This is a genomic window from Nonomuraea sp. NPDC050536 (assembly GCF_044457685.1).
Taxonomy (GTDB): domain Bacteria; phylum Actinomycetota; class Actinomycetes; order Streptosporangiales; family Streptosporangiaceae; genus Nonomuraea.
The window spans coordinates 241,869-267,221 of sequence record NZ_JBITHD010000011.1; the positions used below are offsets into that span (position 1 = coordinate 241,869).

Here is a 25,353-nt window from a genome sequence, read left to right on the forward strand (position 1 = left end):
TCGCTAGCTCGGCAGATCCGTGGGGACTTCGTTCTTGGGAGGCTCTGCCGTCGCGGTGGATTCGCTGAGCGGATCATCACCCGGCGGAGGCTCTGTCGGGAGCGTGGGTGATGCCTCCATGGTCGCCGTGATGGTCGCCTCATCCGTCGGGAGGGGCGGCGGCTCGCTGGCCGACGGCATCGAGCTGCTGAACTGCTCGCCGTTCTGCGGGTCGCAGCTGGCGTCCTTGCCCTCCGACTTCGCCTCCACCGGCAGCGAGTCCACGGCGGTGATCGACGTCTGCGCGGTCAGCGCCATCACACTGCCCTCCGGAGCCTTGGCCACGCCCGCGTCCACGACCGTGGCGCGCTCGCCCATGAGCAGGTGGCTGTCGGGGTCGAAGATGAACTGCACCAGCTGCCCGTGCGCCACCCGCCCGAGCGCCACGCCCTTGCGCCCCGCCGAGTCCTCCACCCCTTCGGCCACCTTCACGCCGGGGATCGACTTGAGCGCCTCGAAGTAGGCATCACGCTGCGCCTTTGGCATGTAGGTCTCGTTGAGCAGCTCGGTGGCGCTCTCCCAGGCCTGGTCGTCGACCGAGACGTCCTTGCCCGCCGTGTCCGTGTGCTGGTAGAAGCGGGTACGCAGCTGCGCAGGGTCGGTGGGCAGCGTGCTGAGGTAGGCGTAGTCGCGCCGAGCGTCCCCGAGCCGCTGCGGGCAGGCCGCCAGCCGGCTCCACCAGGGCGTTTCGCCCTTGCCCTCGGCCAGCGCCTCCTTGGGCAGTTTCTCCCCCGGCCACGGCTTGGCGGGCAGCCCCTGGATCATGAGCAGGCCGTCCTTGCTGCCGTCCACCGACTGCCAGATCTTGCGGTGCGTCCGGTAGAGCCAATGGCTGGAAGCGCCGTCCTTGCCCATCGACTCCGAGGTGTACATGGTGTCCGACTCGACCAGGATGTACTGGCCGGCCTGCGGATTCAGGTCACCGGGGAGGCCCGGCGGCACCACCGAGGCCACGGCCGCCGGCGAGGCGACCCCGCCGCCCTGCTGGCCGGACAGTGCCACGGCCACGCCCCCGACCAGGGTGACGGTCACCCCGAAGGCGGCCGCGGCCTGCCAGCCCAGGCGCGGAAAGCGAAAGGTGAAGGCGCGCCCCCCGCGCGCCTCCTCCAGCAGCCGGTCGCGCGCCCTGTCACGGGCCTCGCTCGGGTACGGCGGGGCCGCGGGGCGGCCCTGCGCGAAGAACTGGATCTCGTCATCCATGCTGGGGCTCCTCTGCTGCGAAGGGGTCGATGCCGCCGAGAGCCCTGCGCACCTTGACGCGGAGCCTGTGCAGTCGGGACCTGACGGTGCCGACGGGGACGCCGAGGGCCACCGCCGCGTCCTCGTAGGTGAGGTCGGCCCAGGCGACCAGGAGCAGCAGGTCGCGCTCGGCCGAGTTGAGCCGATCAAGCGCCCTGGCCAGCCGCGGCTGCAGCTGCTCGGCCGTGACGCGGTCGGCGCTGCGGTCGTCGAACCCGCCGGGCCGCTCGGGGCTCACCTTCGCCATGGCCTGGGTGCGCCGGCGCTCGGCCCTGCGGTGCTGCGCGATGACCTTCGTGGCTATGCCGTACAGCCAGGGCCTGGCGTCGGGCCAGGCGCGGTCGTAGCGCGAGCGCGCGCGGAATGCGACGAGGAACACCTCGCCCGTCACGTCGTCGGCGAGCTCGAGGCCCAGGCGCCTGGCGGCATAACGGAAGATCTCGTCGGCGTGCCGATCGAACAGCGCGGCGAAACTCTCAGGCTCGGTCAGCGACTGCCCGATGAGCACCGAGTCGTCCAGCGTCTCTGATAGCACCTACCGGTCCTCTCTCATGCGGTCACCCTGTTCTTGACCGCACGCGCAGGACCGGTTCCCACGAAATTACAGCCGCACGGATCCGATCAGCTGGAGCCGGTCGCCGGTGGATCCGTGCCAGGTCACCTCGTCGGGGAACGTCAGTGTGGCCAGCGCGTTCTGGAACCACGGCCCGTCGGTGATCCGCCAGCGGATGGGCGGCTTCGGGATGCGGGCCGCCCTGGCCAGCAGGCCGCCGATGGCGGCGGCCAGGCCGAACTGGCTGGCCACGTTGACCAGGCGCAGCACGCGGCTGAGCGGGTTGCGGATCGGCGAGCAGACGGCCTGCCGGATGTTGCGCGATCTGGCCAGGTAGGAGAAGTGCACGTCGCCGGACAGGATCACCACCGGAATGCCGGTCTTGATCAGCAGCCTGGCCAGGTCGTCGAACGAGCGGCGGAAGGCCGCCCAGTGCTCCAGGTCGATGGCCTGGCGGAACGTCTCCGACCAGCGCGCCATGGGCCTTCCCCAGGCCCCGTCGCACAGCGCCTCGTTCCAGTTCTGGATGTGGTGCACGCCCTCCGGCAGCAGGAACGGGATCGACGAGCCGATCACCAGCCGCACCGCGGGAGCGGTGACCTGCTCGCGCAGCCACTCCCACTCCGCCGGGTCGAGCATGCGCCGGTCGCCGGGGGTCAGCCGCCTGGCGCACCGGGTGTCGACCATGATCAGCCGGGTGCCGCCGAGGTCGCGGGCGTAGCTCCACCGGGTGCTCTCCGGCTCGGCGTCGGCCCGTTCCGCGAAGGCGTCCAGCGCGGCCGAGTCGCCCTTGCGCAGCGCGGCCAGCAGCGGGTCGGCCGCCCGCTCGGCCGGGGACAGGTTGCCCAGGTGCTGGTAGATCCAGTAGGCCCCGAGCCCCGACACCACCCTGCGGTGCCACCACGGGGTCGCGGCCATCTGCGCGCGCCAGGTCTGGGAGGTGTTCCAGTCGTCGCGCACGTCGTGGTCGTCGAAGATCATCGCGGTGGACACCGTGGACAGCAGCCACCGGATGTCCGGCTCGCTCCAGGCGCGCAGGTAGAGCTGGGCGTACTCCTCGAAGTCCGCGACCTCGCCGGTGGGCTCGGTGGAGCGGCGAGACCGGATGAACTCCAGCATGTCGGGCGAGGGGTTGTCGGCGTAGACCTGGTCGCCGAGCATGATCAGCAGGTCGGGCCGTTCGTCCAGCTCCTTCAGCCGCTTGGCGTAGCTGCGCAGCACATCCTCGCCGTGCGTGCGGACGTGGGCGGCGTCGTTCGGGACGCTGGTTCGGCAGGAGCCGAAGACGATCTTCTCGGGCCCGCCGGGTGGCAGCAGGCGGATCCGGCTCGGCGGCGCGCCCTCCAGCGGCCAGACCTGCTCGCCGTCCACGAGCACCCGGTAGGAGTCGACGTCGCCCGTCAGCTCGGTGAGGTCGACGAGCGCATAGTGGTGCCCGTGCACCGTGAACGTCCGGTCGTCGTAGGCCCGGCCGCCCGCCTCCACGGTCACGACGCCGGGTTCGGCCGTCTCCACCCAGATGGACGCGCTGGTGGAATCCACGTACCGGAGCATCGGCCCGACCACGAGCTCCTGCATCGCACCCCCGATGTGACAGATCGGCACAGTACCGATCTCAAGCCTGCCAGAGTGGCGCGTTCCCAGCACGCCCATGAGCGGCTTGGATTTATGGACAACGGGATCTCCACGGCGACGCCTTAGGATGATCCAGAAAAGAACGCCCAAATGGGTTAGGCAATGGCGCCTTTCCCGCTTTAAGGGCGTCCATAACAGGAGGAACCTCTTCCATGACCGTTATGGTGCCGTCAAGGACGCCGGCCCAGATCACCCCGGGACGCCAGGCTCTCGACTCCGCACTCCACCAGCTCGACCAGGCGGCCGCGCATCTCGGCCTCGACGACGGCCTGCACACGATGCTCGCCACGCCCCGCCGCTCGCTGACCGTGTCGGTGCCCGTCCGCCGCGAGGACGGGCGGATGGACGTCGTCCAGGGCTTCCGCGTCCAGCACAACGTCTCACGCGGCCCCGCCAAGGGCGGCATCCGCTTTCATCCCAGCACCGACATCCACGAGGTCACCGCGCTGGCGATGTGGATGACCTGGAAGTGCGCGCTGGTCGGCATCCCCTACGGCGGCGCCAAGGGCGGCGTGGCCGTGGACCCGACCGTGCTCACCACCCGCGAGCTGGAGCGGCTCACCCGCCGCTACGTCAACGAGATCCTGCCGCTGATCGGCCCCGAGAAGGACATCCCCGCCCCCGACGTCGGCACCGACGAGCAGACCATGGCCTGGATCATGGACACCTACAGCGTCAACACCGGCTACTCGGTGCCCGGCGTGGTGACCGGCAAGCCGATGACGCTGGGCGGCTCGCTGGGCAGGGCCGGCTCGACCTCGCGCGGCGTGCAGATCGCGGCTCTGGCCGCGCTCGGCCGCTCGCCCGAGGGCGTGCGCGTGGCGGTCCAGGGCTTCGGCAAGGTGGGCGCGCTGGCCGCGCAGTACCTCGCCGACGCCGGCTGCCGCGTGGTCGCGGTGTCGGACGTCTCCGGCGCGGTCTACTCGGCCTCGGGTCTGGACGTCTCCGACCTGCGGGCCTGGGTGGCCGAGTCCGGCGGCGTGTACGGCTACCGCCACGCCGACGCCCTCTCCCACGACGAGCTGTTCGAGCTGGACGTGGACGTGCTGGTCCCGGCGGCGCTGGAAGGCGTGATCACCGCAGCGAACGCGCCGCGGATCAAGGCCCGCCTCGTCGTCGAGGGCGCCAACGGCCCCACCACCCCGGAGGCCGACGAGATCCTGGCCGCCAACGGCACCGTGATCGTGCCCGACATCCTGGCCAACGCCGGCGGGGTGATCGTGTCGTACCTGGAGTGGGTGCAGAACATGCAGGCCTACTCCTGGAGCGCCGCCGAGGTCGAGATGAAGCTGCGCGACCTGATGCAGAACGCCTATGGCGAGGTCAAGTCGCTGGCCGCCGACCGCGACCTGACCCTGCGCCAGGCCGCCCATGTGATCGGCGTCGGCCGCGTCGCCGAGGCGCACCAGATGCGCGGCCTCTACCCCTGATAGCTACTTGAGTAGCCCCCTGGCCCGCCCATGGACCGATTCCGGACCATGGGCGGGCCTGCGAGCGTCGGGGGCATGAGCTAACGCCTGCGCGGTTTGAGCACCAGGTAGAGCAGTCCGCCGAGGACCAGCGCCACGATGACGCCGATGTTGGCCGCGCCGAACGTCCCCTGCTTCATCGAGTCGCTCATCAGGAAGCCGACCACCTTGGCGATGTTCGGATCGGTCGAGGTGATCAGCCCGATCCCCACGACCGAGGCCACGACCAGCGAGATCAGCCCCGGCCAGTTGAAGGCGGGAGCCCCGGCCCGCAGCAGGCTCTCGTCGTAGAGGCGTCCGCCGTCGCGCTGGCGCCACATGTCGACCAGGAAGATCGCCACCCAGGCGGCCATCACCACCCCGATGATCGCCAGGAACGCCTGGAAGGTGCCGAAGAAGCTGTCGGAGACGAACAGCAGGTAGTACCCGCCGAGCACCATCAGCACGCCGTCCACCAGCACCGCGTAGTGCCGCCGGATCGGCACGCCGAGCGCCAGCATGGACAGCCCGGACGAGTAGATGTCCATGATCGCCCCGGCCAGGAAGCCGCCGATCGCGGTCAGCAGGTACGGCAGCAGGAACCAGGTCGGCAGCGCGCCGGCCAGCGCCCCCACCGGGTCGGCCGCCGCCTCCCCCGCCAGCTTCGGATCGCCCCCGGCCAGCAGCACGCCGAACACCAGCAGCACCGTCGGCGGCAGCGCCCCGCCCAGCGTCGTCCACAGCGCCACGGAGCCGGGCTTGGAGTCGGCCGGCAGGTAGCGGGAGTAGTCGGCGCCGCAGTTGACCCAGCCCAGCCCGAGCAGCGTCATCGCGAAGATGATCCCGCCCACCCAGGCCCCCGGGCCGCCCGTGGTCGGCAGGCTGGTGCCCAGCTTCGGCACCATCAGCGCCATGTAGACCACGGTCAGCGCCACGAACGCGTACGTCAGGTACCGCTGCACCGCCATGATCATCGCGTGCCCGAACACCCCGACCGCGACCACGACCAGCGCCGCCACCGCGAAACACACCGCGGTCGCCACCGTGGGGTTCAGCCCCGGCGCCAGCCGCCCCAGGATCGCCGCCCCACCCTGCGCCGACAGCGTGACCAGCACGGTCTCCCAGCCGACGTTCGAGACATAGGACAGTACGGCCGGCAGCTTGTTGCCCTGGTAGCCGAACGCCGCCCTGCCCAGCGTCATCGTGGGCACGCCCGAGCGGGTGCCCCCGATCGCCACCAGACCGACCAGCCCGAACGACAGCAGGTAACCCAGCGTCCCGGTGATGATGGCCGGGAACACGCCCAGCCCGAGGCCCACGATGTACACGCCGAAGGCGACCCCGAACAGCGACAGGTTGGAGCCCGCCCACGGCCAGAACAGGTCCCTCGGCCTGCCGTGCCGCTCCTCGAGGGTGACCGCGTTGATGCCGTTCTGCTCCACGGCCATGGTGTCCATGATCGGACGGTACACCCAGGGGGTTACCCGAATCATCACCACCTGGGCGATGTGCGCCCTTCGTCACGCGGGGAAGGTGAAGGCATGAAACTCAGCCTGAACATCACCGACTTCTCCTACCCGGCGGGCACCATCGCCCAGCGGCTGACGGAGGTCGTCGAGGCGGCTGAAGCGGCCGGGATCGACACCGTCTGGGTCGGCGACCACCTGATCATGGTCGTGCCCGGCGCCTCCATCGACGACCCGATGCTGGAGGCCTACACCACGCTCGGCTACCTGGCGGCCCGCACGACGCGGGTCCGGCTGGGCACGATGGTCGCCGGCGTCACGTTCCGGCCGCCCGCGCTGCTGGTCAAGGCCGTCACCACGGTGGACGCGCTGTCGGGCGGGCGGGCCTGGCTCGGCATCGGCGCCGGGTACCAGCAGATGGAGGCCGACGCGATGGGCCTGGACCTGCCGCCCACGACCGAACGATTCGAGCGGCTGGAGGAGACGCTGCGGATCGCCGACCGGATGTGGTCGGGCGACCAGAGCCCCTTCGAAGGCAGGCACTACCGGCTCGGCCGCCCGGTCGGCAGCCCGCTGCCGATCTCCCGGCCCAGGATCCTGATCGGCGGCACCGGCGAGAAGCGGACGCTGCGGTTGGTGGCCGAGTACGGCGACGCCTGCAACCTGTTCGACATTCCCGGCCAGCTTCCGCACAAGCTGGCGGTCCTGGCCAAGCACTGCGAGGCCGTCGGGCGCCCCTACGACGCCATCGAGAAGACGGTCAGCGCCCGCCTGGAAGGAACCGCCGACGCCCTCGTTCCCAAACTCCGGGAGTTCCACGACCTGGGCATCGACCACACGATCCTCATCACCGAGGGCCCCTGGACCCCCGACCGCGTCGCTTCCCTGACCCCGCTGACCCAGCTCTAACCAGCCGTGCGCAGCCCCCGTTCGCGTGGAAAGCGCCCGTGAGACCTGAACCGGACGCCCCGTGCCACGTCCAGAAGGCGCCGTTACGGCGGGCCACAATCACCGACTCGCCAGAAGCGCCGGTCACGGGCCCTCAGCCGACGTACGGCGGGCGGCCGGTGGGGCGGCCTGCCGTACAACAGAAGTCTTTTGAGAGTTATGCATACGGCGCGGTGATGACCTCCATGTTGTGGCCGTTCGGGTCGTCGAAGTAGACGCCGCGGCCGCCGAACAGGTGGTTGATCTCGCCGGACTTGGCGTGGCCAGGGTCGGCCCAGTAGCGCAGGTCGCGCTCGCGGATGCGCTCGAAGATGTCGTCGAACTCCTGCTCGGTGACGATGAAGCAGTAGTGGATCGGCTCGAACCCGTCCGACTCCATGTAGTCGAGCGTCACACCGTTGCTGGTCTCGAGCGGTGTGAACGGCCCCCAGTCCTTGCCCACCTCGAGCCCGAGGATCTCGCCGAGGAACTCGGCCGAGGCGCGCTTGGAGCGGCACGGCACGATCGTGTGGTTCAGGTCCACAGCCATGCTTACACGGTATGTCGGCCGGTGTAGACACGGTAGGTGGCCAGCACGTTTAGCCGGTGCAGGTCGCGGCACAGCGCGAGCATGCCCTGCTGGGCGCGCTCCCCGTAGGCGGCCATCGCCGCGGCCAGGCTGGGATCGAGTCCCTGGGCGTACGGGTCGGTGGTGACGACCTTCTCCAGCGGCTTGCCCGCCTTGACGGCCGCCGCGACCTCCTCGTGCAGGCGCTCCAGGTAGCCGATCAGCGCGTCGATGGCGGCGTGCCCGTCGCCCATCGGGCCGTGGCCGGGGACGATCGTGTCCAGGTCGGGCAGCGTCTGCCGCATCTTGCGCAGCGAGTCCAGGTACGGCAGCGGGCCGCCCTGCAGCAGCATGTGCGCGGTGCCGGCGTGGCACAGGAAGTTGCCGGTCCAGGCGGTGCGCGTGTCGGGGACGTAGACGACCGTGTCGCCCGGGCCGTTGCCTGGGCCGAAGTGCCACAGCTGGACCTGCCTGCCGCCCAGGTCGAGCTCGGCGTAGGAGTCGAAGACCAGGTCGGGCGTGCGCCACGTGGTGACCTGGTCGAACATCGCCTCGTCGCCGTACATGTTGCCCGACCTGACCTGCTTCTCGTAGGCGAGGTCGGCCATGTTCTCCTTGTTGGCGCGCGAGGTGACGATCACCACGTCGTCGGGGAACTGCGCGTTACCGAAGGTGTGGTCGCCGTGGTAGGTCGTGTTGGCCAGGTAGCGCACGGGCGCGTCGGTCAGCTCCCCAGCCAGTTTCTGCAGCTCGTGGGAGATGTCCGGCGTGATACCGGCGTCGACCACCAGCGCGGCGCGGCTGCCGGCGATCAGCCCGTTGTTGTCCTTGGGCGGGATGTTGGCCATCAGCGCGTAGACGCCGTCGGCGAAGGCGTGCGGCAGGTGGCGCAGGCCGGTGGGTGACAGGTTCGGACCGCCGTATCCGTGGGGACGCTCGGCGATCTCTCGGTCGGGAATGTGTGACATCGACATGCCCTCAAAATAATCGAACGCTCGCTTATTTATCAACCCTCATGATTGGATGGCTTCGTGAGCACGACGATCCGACGACGGCCCGGCCGCCCGCCCAAGGCGGAGGCAGGCGACACCAAGGCGGCCCTGGTGGACGCCGCGCTGCGGCTGTTCGCCCAGCACGGGTACGCGGGCACCTCCATCAGGGCCATCGCCCGCGAGGTCGGGCTGAGCGAGAGCGTCCTGTACGCGCACTTCGACGGCAAGCAGGCGATCTACCAGGCCGCCATGGAGCTGGCCGGGCCGCAGGTGGCGATGGTCGCGATCTCCTCGGCGCCCGCGGATCCGGCGGAGTTCGTCCGCTCGTTCGCGGCCCAGCTACTCGAAGCCTGGGACACGCCCAGGGCGCGCCAGGTCATGAGCCTGGTGGCCCGCGACGGCCTCATCCACGACCCCGTGCTCGCCGCCGGAATCGAGCAGGCCCTCCACCATCTCGCCGAGATCTTCGCCTCCTGGGACCTCGACCCGTCGCTCGGCTCACCCGACGACCTGGCCTACGCCCTCCTCGCACCGATCGCCCACGCCCGCCTCCTCTGGCTCCACGACGCCGCCACCCCCGACCAACGCGAAACCGCCCACCACCGCATCACCCGCCACGCCACCCTCTTCGCCCACTCCCTCACCCACCCCACCCCCTAACCCCAGACCCACTCCCCCGCTACGACAAGCAACCCCAACCCCGAGCGCCGAGACGGCGAGACCGGGTACGACGGCCATCGACGCCCTCTAAGCGGCGCGTAACCGGAACCCCGAGACGTGGGTGCCCCGGCCAGGAACATGGGCGCCCGGAATGGACGTAGCGAGTGACGAGGCGCGGGCAGAAGCCAACAGACACCACCACCCCCAGACCACACTTCCCGGCGCCGGGATGGCGAGACGTGGCACGGCGGCCGTCGGCGCCCCCTGTGCGGCGCGCAACGCGGAACCGGTGACGCGGGCATGCCGGAACCCTGGGAGCGCGGGTATCTGGTAACCCCGGAACGCGGGCATGCCGGACTCCCGGATGCGTGGGGGCCGGGAGCCCGAGGAAGAAGAGCGAGCCGGGAGCCCGAGGTAGGGGTGGGCTGGGAGCCCGAGGGTGGGGCGGGGGGTTATTCGAGGGATTGGACGAGGGATTCGAGGTCGCGCATGAGTTGCTCTGTGCGTTCGATGCCGAAGGACTGCTCGATGTGCCGGTGGTGGTCGGCGATGCTGCCTTCGACCCGCGCGAGCAGGTCGGACCCGCGGTCCGAGACGAAGACCGCCACCCGCCGCCGGTCACCGCCCGAGGGGCCGCGGTAGACCAGGGCACGGTCGATCAGCCGGTCGACCGCCTTGGTGAGCGTAGGGTGCGGCATCAGGACAGCCGCCGCCAGCTCCCCCATCGAGTGCCCCCGCCCGTCGGCCAGCGCGCGCAGGATCCGCCACTGCTCCACGGTCAGGTCCTCGCCCGCCAACGCCGCCGCCAGCCCCCTGTTGACGCTCCGCTCGGCCCGGCTGAGCAGATACGCCAGCGAGGACCCGAGCCCGGTAACGGTCATGAGCCCTCCTTCGCCGGCCTCATGACCAAAAATGTCGAGGTCATGTGAGGTCCTTTCGAGCGGAGTCTGCCTTGGAGGATACTCGTCGCGTGGGGCCGATCGTCGATCCTCTCGAAGCGCGCCTTCTCCCGTCGGACGCACTCAGGATCGGTCTCGTCGTGCCCGTCTCGGGGGTGCTCGGCCTGGTCGGCCCGTGCGCTATCAACTGCGCGGCGCTGGCGGCCGAGGAGGTCAACGCGGCCGGCGGCATCCTGGGCAGGCCGGTGGAGCTGGTGCTCATCGACGGCGGCCGCGACAAGGCAGAAGTCGCCGCCGAAATTTCCGGACTTATCGAGATAAAGGCGATCGACGCCCTGGCCGGGACCCACGCCAGCGACACGCGCGTCGCCATCGTCGACGCCATGAAGGGCCGGGTCCCGTTCGTCTACGCCCCGCCGTACGAGGGCGGCGGCCGTGCGCCCGGCGTCTACTTCCTCGGCGAGACGCCCGCCAGGCAGTTGGAGCCCGGCATCGAGTGGCTGGTCACGCACCACCGCGCGCGCCACTGGTTCCTGCTGGGCAACGACTACGTCTGGCCGCGGCTGGTCAACGCCGCCGCCTGCCGCCTGCTGCACGAGCGCGGCGCCGTCGTGGTGGGCGAGCGTTTCGTCAGGTACGGCCAGGCCGCCCGGTGGCTGGATCGGGTGGCCGAGGCGAGACCCGACGCGATCCTGCTCACGCTGATCGGCAGCGACCTGGTGGCCTTCAACCGCGCCTACGCGGCGAGTGGCCTGGGCGCGGCCCGGTTGTGCGGCGCGCTGGAGGAGCACGGGTTGCTGGGCATCGGCGGCGACGGGACCGGCGAGCTGTACACGTCGATGGGGTACTTCCGCGACCTGGCCACGGATGCCAGCCTGGCCTTCGCCGAGCGGTACACGGCCCGGTTCGGCGCGCAGGCGCCCATGCTGAACGCGCACGGCCACGGCTGCTACGAGGCGGTGGCCATGCTGGCCGCGCTCGCGGCCAGGGCGGGGACGCTCGCCGTACCGGCCGTGGACAGGGTCGCGGACGGGACGACGATCACCAGCGCGCGCGGGCCGCTGACGCTGGTGGATCGGCAGGTCAGGCAGCGCGTGCACCTCGGCAGGGCGGACGGCATCGAATTCTTTCTAGAGAAACCTTTTCACTAGAAAGCTTTGGCTCTAGGGTGCAGGCCATGACCTCCATCGAGCAGTTCGGCTACCGCCAGGAGCTCCAGCGATCGCTGAGCTTCGCCGACCTGATGATCTACGGCCTCATCTTCATGGTGCCGATCGCCCCCTTCGGCATCTTCGGTGGCGTCTTCGCCGGCTCCGGCGGGATGGTGGCGCTGGCGTACATCATCGGGCTGGTCGCGATGGCCTTCTCCGGGCTGTCGTACGCGCAGATGGCCCGGGCGTTCCCGATGGCCGGATCGGTGTACACCTACGCGGGGCGCGGGATCGGGGCGCCCGTCGGATTCCTGGCCGGGTGGATGATCCTGCTCGACTACGTGCTGGTGCCCTCGCTGCTGTATCTGGTGGCGGGGACGGCCATGCACTCCTTCATCGGCGTCGTCCCGATCTGGGCGTGGATCGCGATCTTCGTGCTGCTCAACACGGTGGTCAACTACCTGGGCATCGAGATGACGGCCAAGGTCAACCGGGTCATGCTGGTCGCCGAGCTGGTGGTGCTGGCGATCTTCCTGGTGGTCGGCGCCGTCGCGCTGGCCCAGGGCAAGGCCACGGCGGGCGCGCTGACCCCGCTGTACGACTCCTCGACGTTCTCGTGGGGGCTGGTGCTGACCGCGGCGTCGCTGGCCGTGCTGTCGTTCCTGGGCTTCGACGGCATCTCGACGCTGGCCGAGGAGAACCGCGAGGACGCCAGGCGCCTGGGCAGGTCCATGGTCGCCGCGCTCTCGGTCGCCGCGGTGCTGTTCGTGGTGCAGACCTGGGTCGCGGCGCTGCTGGTGCCCGACAGGGCCGCGCTGCTCGCGCCCCAGCCCGAGCAGGCCAAGCTGGACAACGCCTTCTACGACCTGTCGTCCTACGCGGGCGGCCCCTGGCTGGCCATCCTGACCGCCGTGGCCACCGCGGTCGCGTGGGGGTTCGCCAACTCGATGGTCGCCCAGGCCGCCACCAGCCGCCTGCTGTTCGCCATGGCCCGCGACGGTCAGCTGCCCGCTTTCCTGGCCCGCGTCGACCCCCGTCGCAAGGTGCCGACCAACGCCACGATCGCGGTGGCGGTCCTGTCGCTGGCCATCGGCGTCGGCATGAGCCTGTACGACAAGGGGATCACGTTCCTCGGCTCGATGGTCAACTTCGGCGCCATGACCGCCTTCCTGCTGCTGCACGTATCGGTCGTGATTCACTACGTCGTACGGCAGCGCAGCCGCGACTGGGTGAACCATCTGATCGTCCCGGTGATCGGGTTCGTGGTGCTGATCCTCGTCGTGATCAACGCCCAGGTGAACGCGCAGACCCTCGGCTTCGTCTGGATGGGCCTGGGCCTGGTCGCGATCGCCGTCCTGTACGCCATGGGCCGCAAGCCCACTCTGCCCTCGGAGGTTTCGTGAACGTCGTGTCCTACCACCCCTCGCCCGACGAGCTCAGCTACACCTTCGGCGGGCGCGCCCCGGTGGGCAAGGTACGGCCGGGCACGATCATCGAGCTGTACACCGAGGACTGCTTCGGCGGTCTCGTCCAGTCGGTCGGCGACCTGCCGTCGCAGGTGTGCGAGTTCCCCTACCTGAACCCGGTCACCGGCCCCTTCCACGTGGAGGGCGCCGAGCCGGGCGACACGCTGGCCCTGCACTTCGTCTCGATCACCCCGGCCCGCGACTGGGCCATGTCCAGCACGTTCCCGCTGTTCGGGGCACTGACCAGCACCCACACGACCGCGACGCTGCAGCCGGCGCTGGAGGAGCGGGTCTGGCGCTACGACATCGACCTGGCGCGCAACGTGGCGATCTATCAGGCCCGCAACAGCGACTTCACCGTGGAGCTCCCCCTCGACCCCATGCACGGCACGGTCGGCGTGGCGCCCGCCGCCAACGAGGCGCGCATGACGATCACCCCGGACGCGCACGGCGGCAACATGGACACCCCGGAGCTCCGCGCCGGCGTCACCCTCTACCTCGGCGTCAACGTCGAGGGTGGCCTGTTCTCCATCGGCGACGGGCACGGCCGCCAGGGCGAGGGCGAGGTCTGCGGCACCGCGCTCGAGGCCGCGATGAACACGGTCGTCGCGGTCGAACTGATCAAGGGCGTGGCCACACCGTGGCCACGGCTGGAGGACGACCGGCACATCATGTCCACCGGATCGGCCAGGCCGCTCGAGGACGCCTACCGCATCAGCCAGCACGACCTGGTCACCTGGTCGGCCTCGCTCACCGGGCTCGACGAGCTGGACGCCTACCAGCTCATCAGCCAGGCGGGCCAGGCCCCGGTGGGCAACGTGTGCGACACGAACTACACCATGGTCGCCAAAGTGGCCAAGTCCTATCTGAACTCCCCGGAGGTGTACGAAGGCGCGCACGCCAGGCTGCGCGAGCTCGCCACGCAGTACCGCTCGACCCGCTGAGAGGGCCGGCCGCAGGGGCGCCGATCGTCCAGACTCGGGAAAATCCCTGGTGTCGCAGGTCAGGGCAGTGATCATTTTCGGTCTAGGGTTGAGGCGTGCTCAGGCTGATGCTGTCCCTCGCCCTGACCGCCTCACCCGACCTCGTCATGCCGCCGGTGGAATCCGTGCCGCACTCCATGGTGCTGACACCCGGCGGCGACCGGCTCGGCTACGTCCGCGTCCCGCACCCCTACACCGGCACCAGGCGCCTCACCGGGGTCCTGGTCGGGCGCGTGGCCGGCACCAGCCGGATCGAGCAGTGCGGCGGCACCGTGCTCCACGGCGGTCTGGTGCTGACCGCGGCCCACTGCCTGTTCCAGGACGGGCGGATGCTGCGCGACGTGCAGTTCGCGCCCGGATACGAGAACGGCAGGGCCGCGCTGGGACGCTGGCCGGCCCTGCGCGTCTGGGTCCCGCAGCGGTGGCAGCACAGGCCGTACACGCCACGGCTGATGCCGTACGACGTGGGCCTGGTCGCGGTCGGCAAACCCGGACGGAGGCTGGAGTCGGCGACAGGGCCGGGGTTGCGGCCGCTCGTGACCAGGCCCGGGACCGCGCTCGGCCGCCTGGAGCTGCTCGGCTATCCCGCCGGACGCCACTACCCGGGCACGGAGCAGTTCCGCTGCGTCGCCGACACGAGCGAGGTGGAAGCGGGCGTGCTCGTCACCCGCAACTGCCACGCCCCCGCCGGCAGCAGCGGCAGCCCCGCCCTGACCGGCAACGCGGTCGCGGGCGTGGTCTCGGCCTCCAGCCCGCTGAGCGACCCGGCCGGCTTCACCGTCCTCACCCGGCTCGGCCGGCCGTTCAGCCGCCTCCTCGCCCGCGCCAGCCACCCATCGGCCTAGCAGACCGCCAGGTCAGCCGGTGGCGTGGGCGACGACGGCCTCGCAGATGGCGTGGGATTCGAGCGCGTCGGCGGCCGACAGGACGCGGCCCTCGCGCACCGCCGCCAGGAAGGCCAGGCTGACCTGCTCGATCCCGCGCTGGCGTGCCACCGGCACCCAGTCGGGCCGCCGGGTGAGGATCTCGCCGCCCGCGTAGTCGACCACGTCGCCCAGGTTGACCACCCGGCGCTTGACGCCCGAGCCCATCACCTCGCACGACTCCTCGCTGGCGCCGCTCGCCCGGTTCATCACGCCGATCGCGGTGAAGCCGTCGCCCGACAGTTCGAGCACCAGGTGCTCGACGAGACCTCCGCGGGTGCGCGTGCGGATCGTGGTGTCGGTGACCGCGCCAGGCGCGAGGAAGCGCAGCGTGTCGACCACGTGGATGAAGTCGTCGAAGATCGCCCGCCGGGGATCGTCCGGGTAGTTCTCCCGGTTCTTCTCCATCAGGACGAGGCTGCGCGGCAGCTCGGCCAGCCCGGCGTATCCCGGCGCGTACCGCCGGTTGAAGCCCACCATCAGCGACCGCCGCGCCGATTCGGCCTGCCGTACCAGCTGCTCGGCGTCAGCGAGGTTGTCGGCCAGCGGCTTGTCGACGTACACGTGGACGCCCGCCTCGAGCAGCCGCCCCACGATCTCCGGGTGCGCGCCCGTGGCCGCGTGCACGAACGCGGCCTCCACCCCCGCCTTGATCACGTCGTCCACAGCAGTGAACCGCCCGGAGACGCGGTAGGCGTCTCCCAGGCGGTCCAGGGTGTCGGGGTTGCGGGTGCACAGGTGGAGGTCCAGGCCGGGCTGCGCGGCCAGCACGGGAAGGTAGGCCTTCTCCGCGATGTCCCCCAGCCCGATCAGCGCAATCTTCATCCGGCCAGAGTAGCCTTCAGCGCCACGTCGATCGGGGTGGGCGCCATGCCGAAGGTGTTCTGGAAGGCCGAGGAGTCCAGCTCGTAGGGTGCGACGAACTGGTAGCGCGTGTGCTTCAGCTCGCGGATCATCGGGCTGAACAGGCCCACGACCCGCATGAGCGGCCAGGGTAGCTCTGTCAGCTTCGGCGCGGGCTTGCCCAGGATCGCCGCCATCCGCTCCCCCACCTCGCGGAAGGTGAGCATCTCCGCGGTCGGCACGTGCCAGGGGCGGCCCCAGGACCGCTCGTCCGTGCCGGCGATGATCAGCGCGTCGGCCACGTCCGGCAGGTACGTCCAGCTGTGCGGGATGTCGGCGGGCCAGATGAGCTGGATCGCCTTGCCGGCCTTCAGCGCGGGCACGAACCGCTCGCCCAGGTAGGACTGGTCGCTGGCGCCCGGGCCGAAGTAGTCCGAGCCGCGCACCTCGACCGTCCGCACCCGGCCCGCCCGGTGCGCGGTGAGCGCGTCCTGCCAGATCTTGGCCCGCACCTGCGCCTTCGGGTTGGTGGACGCGAGCGGCAGGTCCTCGGTCATCGGGCCCGTGACCGGGCCGTAGGGGTAGAGGTTGCCCAGGATGACCAGCACGGCGCCGGTGGCCTCGGCGGCTCCCAGGAAGGAGGCGGCCATCGGCGGCCAGTCGGTGAGCCAGCGGTGGTATTGCGGGTTGACGCAGTTGTAGAGGGCGTCGGCGCCGCTGGCGACCTCGGTCAGCCGGGCCTGGTCCGTGACGTCGGCCGCGACCTTGGTGGCACCGGCCGGGCCGCTGCCGGAGCGCGTGACGACGGTGACCTGGTGTCCCTGCTGGAGGAGCTTGGTGGCCAGGTGCGAGCCGACCTGCCCGGATCCCACGACGACGTGCTTTCCCATGATCAGACCTGCTTCCAGACGATACGGAGGACGGCGTTGACGGCGAAGACGGCCGCGAAGATCAGGGCCGGGGTGAGCGAGATCGAGGCGTAGAGCGCCAGCGCGCCGCTGCCGAACCAGGCGACCTCGAACAGCGCCCGGGTGATCCCGGTGAGCGGGTAGGTGGCGTTCTTGCCGCCGCCGGCGGCGAACAGTCCCCAGAGTGTCGCGAGGAGCGCGGGAGCGCCGATCCCGGCGACGATCTTGATGATCCAGTTCGGGCTGACGGTGAAACCCCAGTAGCACACCGAGATCAGCACGCCCATCTCGAGGAAGAACATCAGTATCGCGTTGGCGCCCTTCATCCCGGCCTCCTATTTTGTGTTCACCGTTCGCTTACGAGAGCAATGCTCTCGTAAAAGAGCGACATTCGTCAAGAGCAGTGCTCTCGTTTTTTCGCAGTGCTCTGGTAGCGTGCTGAACATGACTGCTAGCCGTACCGCGCGTGAACGGGTCCGTGCGGAGCTGACTAAGGAGATCGCCGACATCGCCCGGAGACAGCTGGCGACGGAGGGTGCCGGAGGGCTGTCGCTGCGGGCCGTGGCCAGGGAGATGGGCATGGTGTCCTCGGCCATCTACCGATACTTCCCATCACGGGATGACCTGCTCACCGCGCTGATCATCGACGGGTACAACGCGATCGGGGAGGCCGTCGAGCGAGCGGACGCGGCCTGCGCGCGCGAGGACTACCTGGGCAGGTGGCTGGCGATCTGCCACGGGGCGCGCGACTGGGCGATCGCCCATCCGCACGAGTACGCCCTGCTCTACGGCTCGCCGGTGCCCGGATACCAGGCGCCGCAGGACACGATCGCGGCGGCACTGCGCGACACGGTCGTCATGGGCGCCCTGGTGTCGGAGGCCTACCACGCCGGAGCGCTCCAGCCCGTGCCCGATGCGCCGGCGACCCCGAGTTCGCTCGCCGGCGACGCCGCGGCCGTGCGCACCATCATCCCCGACGTGCCGGACCAGGTGATCTACCGCTCGATCGCGGCCTGGACGGGCCTGTACGGCTGGCTCAGCTTCGAGCTGTTCGGCCAGTTCAACGACACCATCAACGACCTGCGCGGCTCGTTCGAGCACACCATGTGCCTCAACGCCCGCCAGCTGGGTCTCCTCCGCTAGACCTCGCACGGCCCACTGGGTGCGCGTCACGGCGGGCCGTCTCGTCACCGGAGGAGCGTATCCCTGGACAGGGCCCAGCCATCTGCGGCGGGTGGGCCCTGCGGGGCTTGCCGTACCGAAGATCTCAGCGACCAGCGCGGTTGACCGCGGAGATGATCGCCTTGAGCGAGGCGGTGGTGGTGTTGGCGTCGATGCCGACGCCCCACAGGACCTGGCCGTCGACGTCGCACTCCACATAGGAGGCGGCCTTGGCGTCGCTGCCCTTGCTGAGCGCGTGCTCCACGTAGTCGAGCACCCGCACCTGGACACCCAGCACCGAGATCGCGTCGATGAACGCCGAGATCGGGCCGTTGCCGCTGCCTGAGATCTCGCGGATCTCCCCGTCGAAGCGGATGTCGGCGGAGATGCGGTCCTTGTCGTCGACGGTCGACTCGCTGCGGTGTGCCATCAGGCTCAGGCGACCCCAGCGGTGGCCGGGCGTGGGCAGGTACTCGTCCTGGAAGGTCTCCCACATCTGCGCCGGGGTGATCTCCCCACCCTCGGCGTCGGTGTGCGCCTGCACCACCTTGGAGAACTCGATCTGCAGCCTGCGCGGCAGGTCGAGCTGGTGGTCGGCCTTCATGATGTAGGCCACGCCGCCCTTGCCCGACTGGCTGTTGACCCTGATCACGGCCTCGTAGCTGCGGCCGATGTCCTTGGGGTCGATCGGCAGGTACGGCACGGCCCAGCGGAACTCGTCGACCGGCACCCCGGCGGCGGCCGCGTCGGCCTCCAGGTGCTCGAAGCCCTTCTTGATGGCGTCCTGGTGGGAGCCGGAGAAGGCGGTGTAGACCAGCTCGCCGCCCCACGGGTGGCGCGGGTGCACGGGCAGCTGGTTGCAGTATTCGGTGACGCGGCGGATCTCGTCGATGTCACTGAAGTCGATCTCGGGGTCGACGCCCTGCGAGAACAGGTTCATGCCCAGGGTCACCAGGCACACGTTGCCGGTGCGCTCGCCGTTGCCGAACAGGCAGCCCTCGATGCGGTCGGCGCCGGCCATGTAGCCCAGCTCGGCGGCGGCCACCGCGGTGCCGCGGTCGTTGTGCGGGTGCAGCGACAGCACGATCGAGTCGCGGTGCTTGAGGTTGCGGTGCATCCACTCGATCTGGTCGGCGTAGATGTTCGGGGTGGCCATCTCGACGGTGGCGGGCAGGTTGATGATGACCTTGCGGTCGGGGGTGGGCTGCCACACCTCGTTGACGGCGTCGCACACCTCGACGGCGTACTCCAGCTCGGTGCCGGTGAACGACTCGGGCGAGTACTGGAAGTAGACGTCCACGTCGGTGGCGTCGGCCAGCTTCTTGACCAGCTTGGCGCCCTCCACGGCGATCGCGGTGATGCCGTCCTTGTCCTGGCCGAACACGACGCGGCGCTGCAGCGTGGAGGTGGAGTTGTACAGGTGCACGATGGCCGTGGAGGCGCCCTCGATGGCCTCGTAGGTCCGCTCGATCAGCTCGGGCCTGGCCTGCGTCAGCACCTGGATGACGACGTCGCCGGGGATCCGATCCTCTTCGATGATCTGCCGGACGAAGTCGAAGTCGGTCTGGGAGGCGGCGGGGAAGCCTACCTCGATCTCCTTGTAGCCCATCTTCACCAGCTGCTCGAACATCATCAGCTTGCGATGGGAGTCCATCGGGTCGATGAGCGCCTGGTTGCCGTCACGCAGGTCCACCGCGCACCAGCGGGGCGCCTTGGTGATGACCTGGCCGGGCCAGGTGCGGTCGGCCAGCCGTACGGGCTCGAAAGGTTGGTAGCGCTGGAAGGGCATTCGGCTGGGCTGCTGTGCGGTCATGTCAGTACTCCTGGGTCGGCCTGAAGGGAGGATGGCCGACGCGCATGGCTCGCACCGCGGCGAGGGAGCCGGCCTCAGTGGCCCCCGCCGCGGCGGCTAAGAAGCAGCAGCCCGCGCAGCATGCCTTGCACGTTACCAGACGTCTCGCGATGCCCTGCCGGGATCTCACATGCTGAGAAGCACCGACAGGCAGGTGACGGAGCCCTCCAGCTTCTCGAATTCCGAGATGTCCACGCTCGTCACGCGATATCCGCGCTCGTGCAGCAGGGCGGCGGTGCTCGGCGCGGAGGCGGCCATCAGGATCCTGTCTCCGCCGAGCAGGACCACGTGCGCGCCCGGCTCCTCCGGCGGGACCAGCATGCCGGGCAGGTTCACGTGCTCGTCCAGCCCGATGAGCGTCCCGTCCGGCAGCGCGGTCACCGCCGACTTCAGGTGCAGCACGCCGTCCAGGTCGACGGGCACGACGCGCCGCTCGGGCAGCAGCGCGGTCAGCTGCCCGATCCCCTCGTCGTTGGTCCTGGCCGAGCGCCCCACGTACACGGTCTGGCCGACCTGCAGCACGTCGCCGCCGTCGAGGGTGCCGGGCTCGGCGATCCTGACCGTCTTCAGCCCGAGCCCGCGGATGGCCGACGCCACGGACTCCACCTCGGGCTGCCGCTCAGCCGCCCCGGGCCTGGTCAGTACGGCCAGCCGCCCCGACACGACCACGGTGTCCTCCACGAACACGCCGTCGGGCAGGTCGTCGGCCGGATCGGCGTAGACCACGGGCCAGCCGGCCTCCTCCAGCGCGGCCACGTACGCGGCGTGCTGCCGTGCGGCGAGCACGGCGTCGACCGGCTCGCGCTCGATATTGGTGACGATGCCCTCGGCGATCCGGGGACCAGGCTTTCTTACCAGCGCGATACCAGACATAGGGCGCTTTCTATCACGTCGTCGGTAGAGTCTCGGACATGCAGGACAACGAGATTCTCACCAAGATCAGCGACCTGGTCGCCGAAGAGCACGACCTTCGCGGCAAGGTGGCGTCGGGCGAGGTCACCACGGACGAGGAGCACGCCCGCGTCAAGGAGCTCGAGGTCGCCCTCGACCAGTGCTGGGATCTGCTCAGGCAGCGCCGCGCCCGCCGCAGCGTCGGTGAGGATCCCGACAGCGCCGCCGCCCGGCCGGTCAACGAGGTGGAGAACTACCAGCAATAATTCGGTGGCACGCGCGACAGGGCATGCGCTTGCCTGAAGACATGCGGATCCACCCCATCGACTTCGACAGCCCGGCCGAACTCATGGCCGGGCTGTACGACGCCTACACCGAGGCACACGCCGAGATCCCCGGCCCGCCGGAGACCAAGCAGCACCTGACCTACGTGCTCAGGAACCCCGAGGCCGGCGCCCGCCTCGAGGGGTACGCGTGGGTCGACGAGGGTCGTGTGGTGGCCGCCTACGCGCAGTCCTTCATCCAGCGCGACAACCCCCACCTGACCTGGCTCTACCCGTTCTTCGTGCGGCCCGACCGGCGGCGCGAGGGGCTGGCCACGCTGATGCTCGACCACGTCAGGCAGCGGGCGCGCGCCGACGGACGGACCATGGTGCTCACCGAGGCGCCCGTCACGGGTTCCGGTTCGGCCTTCGGCCATGCCCGCGGTTTCAAGGTCGCGGTCGTGGAGGCGCGGCGCGTGCTGGACCTGCGCAAGTCCGACTGGGACAAGCTGGAGCGGCTGATGCCGGAGGCCGACGGCTACCGGATCGAGCTGTCGGAGGGGCCGGCCGGTCCCGAGCTGCTTGAGGACCTGGCCACGCTGATGTACGGCATGAACGACGCCCCGCACGCCGAGGGCATCGAGGCGTCCACGTTCGACGCCGACCTGCTGCGCGAGCGGGAGGCGCACATCGTGCCGGGCGGCGGTCACTGCTACACCGCCATCGCCAGGCGGATCTCCGACGGCGTCCCGGCCGGCTACACGCGCATCTACGTCGACACCAACCGCAGCGTCGGCTGGGGCCGGCAGGCCGACACCACGGTGCTGCGCGAACACCGCGGCCACCGCCTGGGCCTGATGCTCAAGCTGGCCAACCTGTTGCGGTTCCGCGACCGGGAGCCGGCGGCCGAGCGCATCATCACCTGGAACGCCACGTCGAACGCGCACATGGTGGCGATCAACGAGGCGATGGGGTTCGAGCTGCTGGACGAATGGAACGAGTGGCAGCTGGCGATCTAACCTGATCACCTATGACCCTCGAGGCGTTACGGGACACGGATCCGCGGCAGGTCGGCCCGTACACGCTGCTTGGCCGGCTCGGCCAGGGCGGCATGGGCATCGTGTACCTGGGCCGGGCGGCCGACGGCGCCAAGGTGGCCGTGAAGCTGATCCACGCCCGCATGGACGCCGACCCCGGCTTCCGGCGCCGCTTCGCCAGGGAGGTGGCCGCCGCCCAGCGGGTGGCCCGCTTCTGCACCGCGCCCGTGCTGGACGCCGACGTGCGGGGCGACCCGCCCTACCTGGTCACCGAGTTCGTCGAGGGTCCGAGCCTGGACCAAGCCGTCTCGGCGTCGGGCCCGCTGCGGGGCTCGGCGCTCGACGGCCTGGCGGCGGCCACGGCCACCGCGCTGCGGGCCATCCACGGCGCGGGCGTGGTGCATCGCGACCTCAAGCCGTCCAACGTGCTGCTGTCGCAGGTCGGGCCGAAGGTCATCGACTTCGGCATCGCCCACCTGGAGGGCGGCGAGCTCAGCAGCGCGATCGTGGGCACGCCCGCGTACATGTCGCCCGAGCAGGTCAGCGGTGGCCCGATCGGCCCAGCCTCGGACATCTTCTCCTGGGGCTGCGTGCTGGCCTTCGCCGCCGGCGGCCACTCCCCCTTCGAGGGCGGCTCCGTGCCGGACGTCCTGATGCGCATCGTCACCGCGGAGCCGGACCTGTTCGGCCTCACCCCGCCGCTGCGCGACCTGGCCGGCGCCGCGCTGGCCAAGGACGCGGCTGCCCGGCCCACTGCTGACGACCTGCTCACCTCGCTGAGCGCCGCGGGCACTCCGCTCCCCTTCTCCGGTACGGCGAGCCCGCCCGAGCCCCCGGCCGCGGCTCAGGAGACCGACGGGAAACCGCTCGAGCCCACCGGCGGGCCCGTGACCGCGGGTTCCAGGCCGTCCAGGCGGCTCCTGGTGGGCGCGGCGGCAGCCGTACTGGCCGTCGGAGCCGTCGCGACCGCCGTGGCCCTCACCAGGGATCGGCAGATCACGGCGACCCATCAGGCGAAGACCACGGCCGGGACCGCCACGGCGCGGGCGGGCGGCGGCAACCCGTTGCGGGCCGAGTCGGTGACGCTGTTCGCGCCGCCCGAGCCGGGCGCCAGCTGGCAGGCGGGCATGTGGGAGAAGGACCGCCCGCAGGATGCCGCGCTGATGCGGAAGGTGGCGGCCGTGCCGTACGCGATCTGGCTCACCGACCCCGACGTGCGCGCGAAGGTGGCCGCGGCGGTCGAGCAGGCCGCAGGCCGGGTCCCGGTGTTCGTGGCCGACTACCTGCCGGGCGCCGACTGCCTGCCGCGCGGCGCGAAGGACCGGGCCGAATACGAGCAGTGGATCGAGGCCGTGGGCCGCCAGATCGGCGACGCCGAGGCCGTGGTGATCCTCGAACCCGACGCCCTGGCCAAGGTCCCCGGCACCAAGCAGTGCCCGATGCCCGGCACCGAGCAGGAACGCCTCCAGACGCTCGCCAGGGCCGTCGACACGCTCAAGCGCCACCCCCACACGGCCGTCTATCTCGACGCCAGTCTCAAGGACTGGCCAGACGTGCCCACCATGACCAGGCGCCTGCTCGGCGCGGGCGTCGCCAGGGCCGACGGCTTCTCCCTCAACGTCAACGGCTTCAACAGGACCGACGCGCTGGTCGCGCACGGCAAGCAGCTGGCAGCCTGCCTGGCCCTGGCGAACCAGACCTGCACCGGCACGGTCGATCCCGGCAGGCTGCCGCACTTCGTCGTCGACACCTCACGCAACGGCCAGGGCAGCTGGAAACCGCCGTCGACGTACAAGGACCCGCAGACCTGGTGCAACCCGCCAGGCCGCGGCATCGGCGCGCGCCCGACCACGAAGACCGGCGACGAGCTGGTCGACGCCTACCTGTGGATCAACCGGGCGGGCACCTCCAACGGCCGCTGCAGGCGCGGCACCACCGGCGACAAGGACCCGGAGCGGGGCGTCGTCTCGCCGGAGGCCGGCACCTGGTGGGGCGATCTCGCGCTGGAGCGGGCGAAGCTGGCGGACCCGCCGTTGCGCTGATGTTAAGCGCACGTTAGATCTGGGCTAACAGCCCTTGTCGGAACAACCTTCTGCGGAGAGGCTCTGGCCTGCACGTATTCCCCCCGCAGGAGGTACCTCGTGAGCAATACCCGCACGCCGTGGAAAGCGGTGATCGGCGGCTCCGTCGGCAACCTGGTCGAGTGGTACGACTGGTTCGTCTACAGCAGCTTCGCTGTCTACTTCTCCGCGGCCTTCTTCCCCAACGGCGACCAGACGACGCAGCTGCTGCAAACCATGGGGATCTTCGCCGTCGGCTTCTTCATGCGCCCGGTGGGCGGCTGGCTGCTCGGCCGCTACGCCGACAGGAAGGGCCGGAAGGCGGCACTGACGCTGACGGTGACGCTCATGTCCGGCAGCGCGCTGCTCATCGCGATCGCCCCCGGCTACGCCACGGCGGGCGCCTTCGGCGCGCTCGTCCTGCTGGTCGCCCGTCTGCTGCAGGGTCTGTCGGTCGGCGGCGAGTACGCGGCCAGCGCCACCTACCTGACCGAGGCCACGCCGCAGGGCAAGCGCGGATTCGCCTCGAGCTTCCAGTACGTGTCGATGACCGCGGGCCAGCTCGTCGGCCTCGGCCTGCAGATCATCCTGCAGAACTCGATGTCGAAGGAGGCGCTCACCTCCTACGGCTGGCGCATCCCGTTCATCGTGGGCGCGGTGGCCGCCGCGGTCGTGTTCTACCTGCGGCGCAGCCTGCTGGAGACCGAGGCGCACGATGAGGAGAGCAAGCACTCCGAGGAGCGGGGCACGCTCAGGCAGCTGTGGGCGCACAAGAAGGAGGCCCTGCTGGTCATCGCGCTGACGATGGGCGGCACGGTCGCGTACTACACCTACACCACCTACCTCACCAAGTACCTGGTGCTCACGGCGAAGATGGAGAAGGAGACGGCCGCGCTGGTCAGCTTCACCGCGCTGTTCGTCTTCATGCTGCTGCAGCCGCTGGCCGGTGCGCTGTCGGACCGGATCGGGCGGCGGCCCCTGCTGATCACCTTCGGCATCGGCTCCATGCTCGGCACCGTTCCGCTGATGACGGCGCTGGGCAGCGCCAAGGCGTACGGCGGGGCGCTGGTGCTGTCGCTGGTCGCGCTGGTCATCGTGACCGGCTACACCTCGATCAACGCGGTGGTCAAGGCCGAGCTGTTCCCCACCCAGGTGCGCGCTCTCGGCGTGGCGCTGCCGTACGCGATCGCCAACGCCCTGTTCGGCGGGACCGCCGAGTACGTGGCGCTGTGGTTCAAGAAGCTGGGGATCGAGTCCGGCTTCTTCTGGTACGTCTCGGCGCTGGCGGCGATCTCGCTGGTGGTCTACCTGACCATGCGCGAGACCCGCGACGCGGCGCTGACCAGGTCGGAGCGGGCGGAATCGGTCCCGGTCTCGGCCTAACCTGGG

At 70.3% G+C, this 25,353-nt stretch carries 24 protein-coding genes; 12 read left to right on the top strand and 12 right to left on the bottom strand.

What is annotated here, in order from left to right; all coding sequences use genetic code 11:
* Positions 1 to 3: 3 nt before the first annotated feature.
* From ACIBHX_RS29320 to ACIBHX_RS29330, 3 genes are all read right to left on the bottom strand, one after another.
* Complete coding sequence (locus ACIBHX_RS29320) at positions 4 to 1,239, bottom strand: CU044_5270 family protein (protein WP_397070517.1); 1,236 nt, start codon at positions 1,237 to 1,239, stop codon at positions 4 to 6.
* Positions 1,232 to 1,813: an RNA polymerase sigma factor gene (locus tag ACIBHX_RS29325; protein ID WP_397070518.1), complete on the bottom strand. Its 582-nt coding sequence runs from the start codon at positions 1,811 to 1,813 to the stop codon at positions 1,232 to 1,234. Before ACIBHX_RS29325 ends, ACIBHX_RS29320 begins: the two co-directional genes overlap by 8 nt.
* 66 nt (positions 1,814 to 1,879) lie before the next feature.
* Positions 1,880 to 3,409, bottom strand: coding sequence for an alkaline phosphatase D family protein (locus ACIBHX_RS29330; RefSeq protein WP_397070519.1), 1,530 nt, complete (start codon positions 3,407 to 3,409; stop codon positions 1,880 to 1,882).
* A 209-nt stretch (positions 3,410 to 3,618) separates the two neighbouring features.
* Here ACIBHX_RS29330 and ACIBHX_RS29335 point away from each other — a divergent pair, with 209 nt between their 5' ends.
* Positions 3,619 to 4,896, top strand: a complete 1,278-nt coding sequence (locus ACIBHX_RS29335) for a Glu/Leu/Phe/Val dehydrogenase (protein WP_397070520.1) — start codon at positions 3,619 to 3,621, stop codon at positions 4,894 to 4,896.
* 80 nt (positions 4,897 to 4,976) lie between these two features.
* Here ACIBHX_RS29335 and ACIBHX_RS29340 read toward each other — a convergent pair whose 3' ends face one another.
* Entirely contained in the window at positions 4,977 to 6,371 is a 1,395-nt protein-coding gene (locus ACIBHX_RS29340; RefSeq protein WP_397070522.1) for a purine-cytosine permease family protein, read from the bottom strand.
* An 84-nt stretch (positions 6,372 to 6,455) separates the two neighbouring features.
* Between ACIBHX_RS29340 and ACIBHX_RS29345 the strand changes: the two genes are divergently transcribed.
* Complete coding sequence (locus tag ACIBHX_RS29345; protein WP_397070523.1) at positions 6,456 to 7,289, top strand: LLM class F420-dependent oxidoreductase; 834 nt, start codon at positions 6,456 to 6,458, stop codon at positions 7,287 to 7,289.
* A gap of 196 nt (positions 7,290 to 7,485) precedes the next feature.
* Here the strand turns inward: ACIBHX_RS29345 and ACIBHX_RS29350 are convergent, their stop codons facing one another.
* Both ACIBHX_RS29350 and ACIBHX_RS29355 read right to left on the bottom strand, forming a co-directional pair.
* On the bottom strand, positions 7,486 to 7,857 hold the full coding sequence (locus ACIBHX_RS29350) for a VOC family protein (RefSeq protein ID WP_397070524.1): 372 nt from the start codon (positions 7,855 to 7,857) through the stop codon (positions 7,486 to 7,488).
* A 2-nt stretch (positions 7,858 to 7,859) separates the two neighbouring features.
* Positions 7,860 to 8,849: an MBL fold metallo-hydrolase gene (locus tag ACIBHX_RS29355; protein ID WP_397070525.1), complete on the bottom strand. Its 990-nt coding sequence runs from the start codon at positions 8,847 to 8,849 to the stop codon at positions 7,860 to 7,862.
* A gap of 57 nt (positions 8,850 to 8,906) precedes the next feature.
* Here ACIBHX_RS29355 and ACIBHX_RS29360 point away from each other — a divergent pair, with 57 nt between their 5' ends.
* Positions 8,907 to 9,527, top strand: a complete 621-nt coding sequence (locus tag ACIBHX_RS29360; protein ID WP_397070526.1) for a TetR/AcrR family transcriptional regulator — start codon at positions 8,907 to 8,909, stop codon at positions 9,525 to 9,527.
* A gap of 452 nt (positions 9,528 to 9,979) precedes the next feature.
* On the opposite strand, the gene ACIBHX_RS29365 is transcribed toward ACIBHX_RS29360, so the two are convergent.
* Positions 9,980 to 10,408, bottom strand: coding sequence for a MarR family winged helix-turn-helix transcriptional regulator (locus ACIBHX_RS29365; RefSeq protein ID WP_397070527.1), 429 nt, complete (start codon positions 10,406 to 10,408; stop codon positions 9,980 to 9,982).
* 89 nt (positions 10,409 to 10,497) lie between these two features.
* Here ACIBHX_RS29365 and ACIBHX_RS29370 point away from each other — a divergent pair, with 89 nt between their 5' ends.
* The 4 genes from ACIBHX_RS29370 to ACIBHX_RS29385 all read left to right on the top strand — a co-directional run bounded on the left by ACIBHX_RS29370 (position 10,498) and on the right by ACIBHX_RS29385 (position 14,871).
* Complete coding sequence (locus tag ACIBHX_RS29370; protein WP_397070528.1) at positions 10,498 to 11,577, top strand: substrate-binding domain-containing protein; 1,080 nt, start codon at positions 10,498 to 10,500, stop codon at positions 11,575 to 11,577.
* Between the two features lie 26 nt (positions 11,578 to 11,603).
* The gene (locus ACIBHX_RS29375; RefSeq protein ID WP_397070529.1) at positions 11,604 to 12,980 is read left to right on the top strand and encodes an APC family permease; all 1,377 of its coding nucleotides are present in this window, start codon (positions 11,604 to 11,606) and stop codon (positions 12,978 to 12,980) included.
* Positions 12,977 to 13,987 carry an acetamidase/formamidase family protein gene (locus ACIBHX_RS29380; RefSeq protein WP_397070530.1) on the top strand — a complete coding sequence of 337 codons (1,011 nt, stop codon included), beginning with the start codon at positions 12,977 to 12,979 and terminating at the stop codon, positions 13,985 to 13,987. Before ACIBHX_RS29375 ends, ACIBHX_RS29380 begins: the two co-directional genes overlap by 4 nt.
* 95 nt (positions 13,988 to 14,082) lie before the next feature.
* The gene (locus ACIBHX_RS29385) at positions 14,083 to 14,871 is read left to right on the top strand and encodes a trypsin-like serine peptidase (protein WP_397070531.1); all 789 of its coding nucleotides are present in this window, start codon (positions 14,083 to 14,085) and stop codon (positions 14,869 to 14,871) included.
* Positions 14,872 to 14,883: 12 nt separating this feature from the next.
* Here ACIBHX_RS29385 and ACIBHX_RS29390 read toward each other — a convergent pair whose 3' ends face one another.
* Genes ACIBHX_RS29390 through ACIBHX_RS29400 form a run of 3 tightly spaced genes read right to left on the bottom strand, consistent with a single transcriptional unit; the run spans position 14,884 to position 17,026 of the window.
* Entirely contained in the window at positions 14,884 to 15,774 is an 891-nt protein-coding gene (locus ACIBHX_RS29390; protein ID WP_397070533.1) for a Gfo/Idh/MocA family protein, read from the bottom strand.
* Positions 15,771 to 16,682, bottom strand: coding sequence for an NAD-dependent epimerase/dehydratase family protein (locus tag ACIBHX_RS29395; protein ID WP_397070534.1), 912 nt, complete (start codon positions 16,680 to 16,682; stop codon positions 15,771 to 15,773). The genes ACIBHX_RS29390 and ACIBHX_RS29395 overlap by 4 nt, the downstream gene beginning before the upstream one ends.
* A gap of 2 nt (positions 16,683 to 16,684) precedes the next feature.
* On the bottom strand, positions 16,685 to 17,026 hold the full coding sequence (locus tag ACIBHX_RS29400) for a YrdB family protein (RefSeq protein WP_397070535.1): 342 nt from the start codon (positions 17,024 to 17,026) through the stop codon (positions 16,685 to 16,687).
* A 118-nt stretch (positions 17,027 to 17,144) separates the two neighbouring features.
* Between ACIBHX_RS29400 and ACIBHX_RS29405 the strand changes: the two genes are divergently transcribed.
* Entirely contained in the window at positions 17,145 to 17,843 is a 699-nt protein-coding gene (locus ACIBHX_RS29405) for a TetR/AcrR family transcriptional regulator (protein WP_397070536.1), read from the top strand.
* 124 nt (positions 17,844 to 17,967) lie between these two features.
* Here ACIBHX_RS29405 and leuA read toward each other — a convergent pair whose 3' ends face one another.
* Both leuA and ddaH read right to left on the bottom strand, forming a co-directional pair.
* Positions 17,968 to 19,674: a 2-isopropylmalate synthase gene (gene leuA / locus ACIBHX_RS29410; protein ID WP_397070538.1), complete on the bottom strand. Its 1,707-nt coding sequence runs from the start codon at positions 19,672 to 19,674 to the stop codon at positions 17,968 to 17,970.
* Positions 19,675 to 19,839: 165 nt separating this feature from the next.
* Positions 19,840 to 20,586: a dimethylargininase gene (gene ddaH, locus ACIBHX_RS29415; protein ID WP_397070539.1), complete on the bottom strand. Its 747-nt coding sequence runs from the start codon at positions 20,584 to 20,586 to the stop codon at positions 19,840 to 19,842.
* A gap of 38 nt (positions 20,587 to 20,624) precedes the next feature.
* Here ddaH and ACIBHX_RS29420 point away from each other — a divergent pair, with 38 nt between their 5' ends.
* The 4 genes from ACIBHX_RS29420 (at position 20,625) to ACIBHX_RS29435 (ending at position 25,347) form a co-directional block, all read left to right on the top strand.
* Positions 20,625 to 20,870: a DUF2630 family protein gene (locus ACIBHX_RS29420; RefSeq protein WP_397070540.1), complete on the top strand. Its 246-nt coding sequence runs from the start codon at positions 20,625 to 20,627 to the stop codon at positions 20,868 to 20,870.
* Positions 20,871 to 20,911: 41 nt separating this feature from the next.
* The gene (locus ACIBHX_RS29425; protein WP_397070541.1) at positions 20,912 to 21,886 is read left to right on the top strand and encodes a GNAT family N-acetyltransferase; all 975 of its coding nucleotides are present in this window, start codon (positions 20,912 to 20,914) and stop codon (positions 21,884 to 21,886) included.
* Positions 21,887 to 21,897: 11 nt separating this feature from the next.
* Entirely contained in the window at positions 21,898 to 23,946 is a 2,049-nt protein-coding gene (locus ACIBHX_RS29430; protein WP_397070542.1) for a glycoside hydrolase family 6 protein, read from the top strand.
* A gap of 99 nt (positions 23,947 to 24,045) precedes the next feature.
* On the top strand, positions 24,046 to 25,347 hold the full coding sequence (locus ACIBHX_RS29435) for an MFS transporter (RefSeq protein WP_397070543.1): 1,302 nt from the start codon (positions 24,046 to 24,048) through the stop codon (positions 25,345 to 25,347).
* Positions 25,348 to 25,353: the final 6 nt, after the last annotated feature.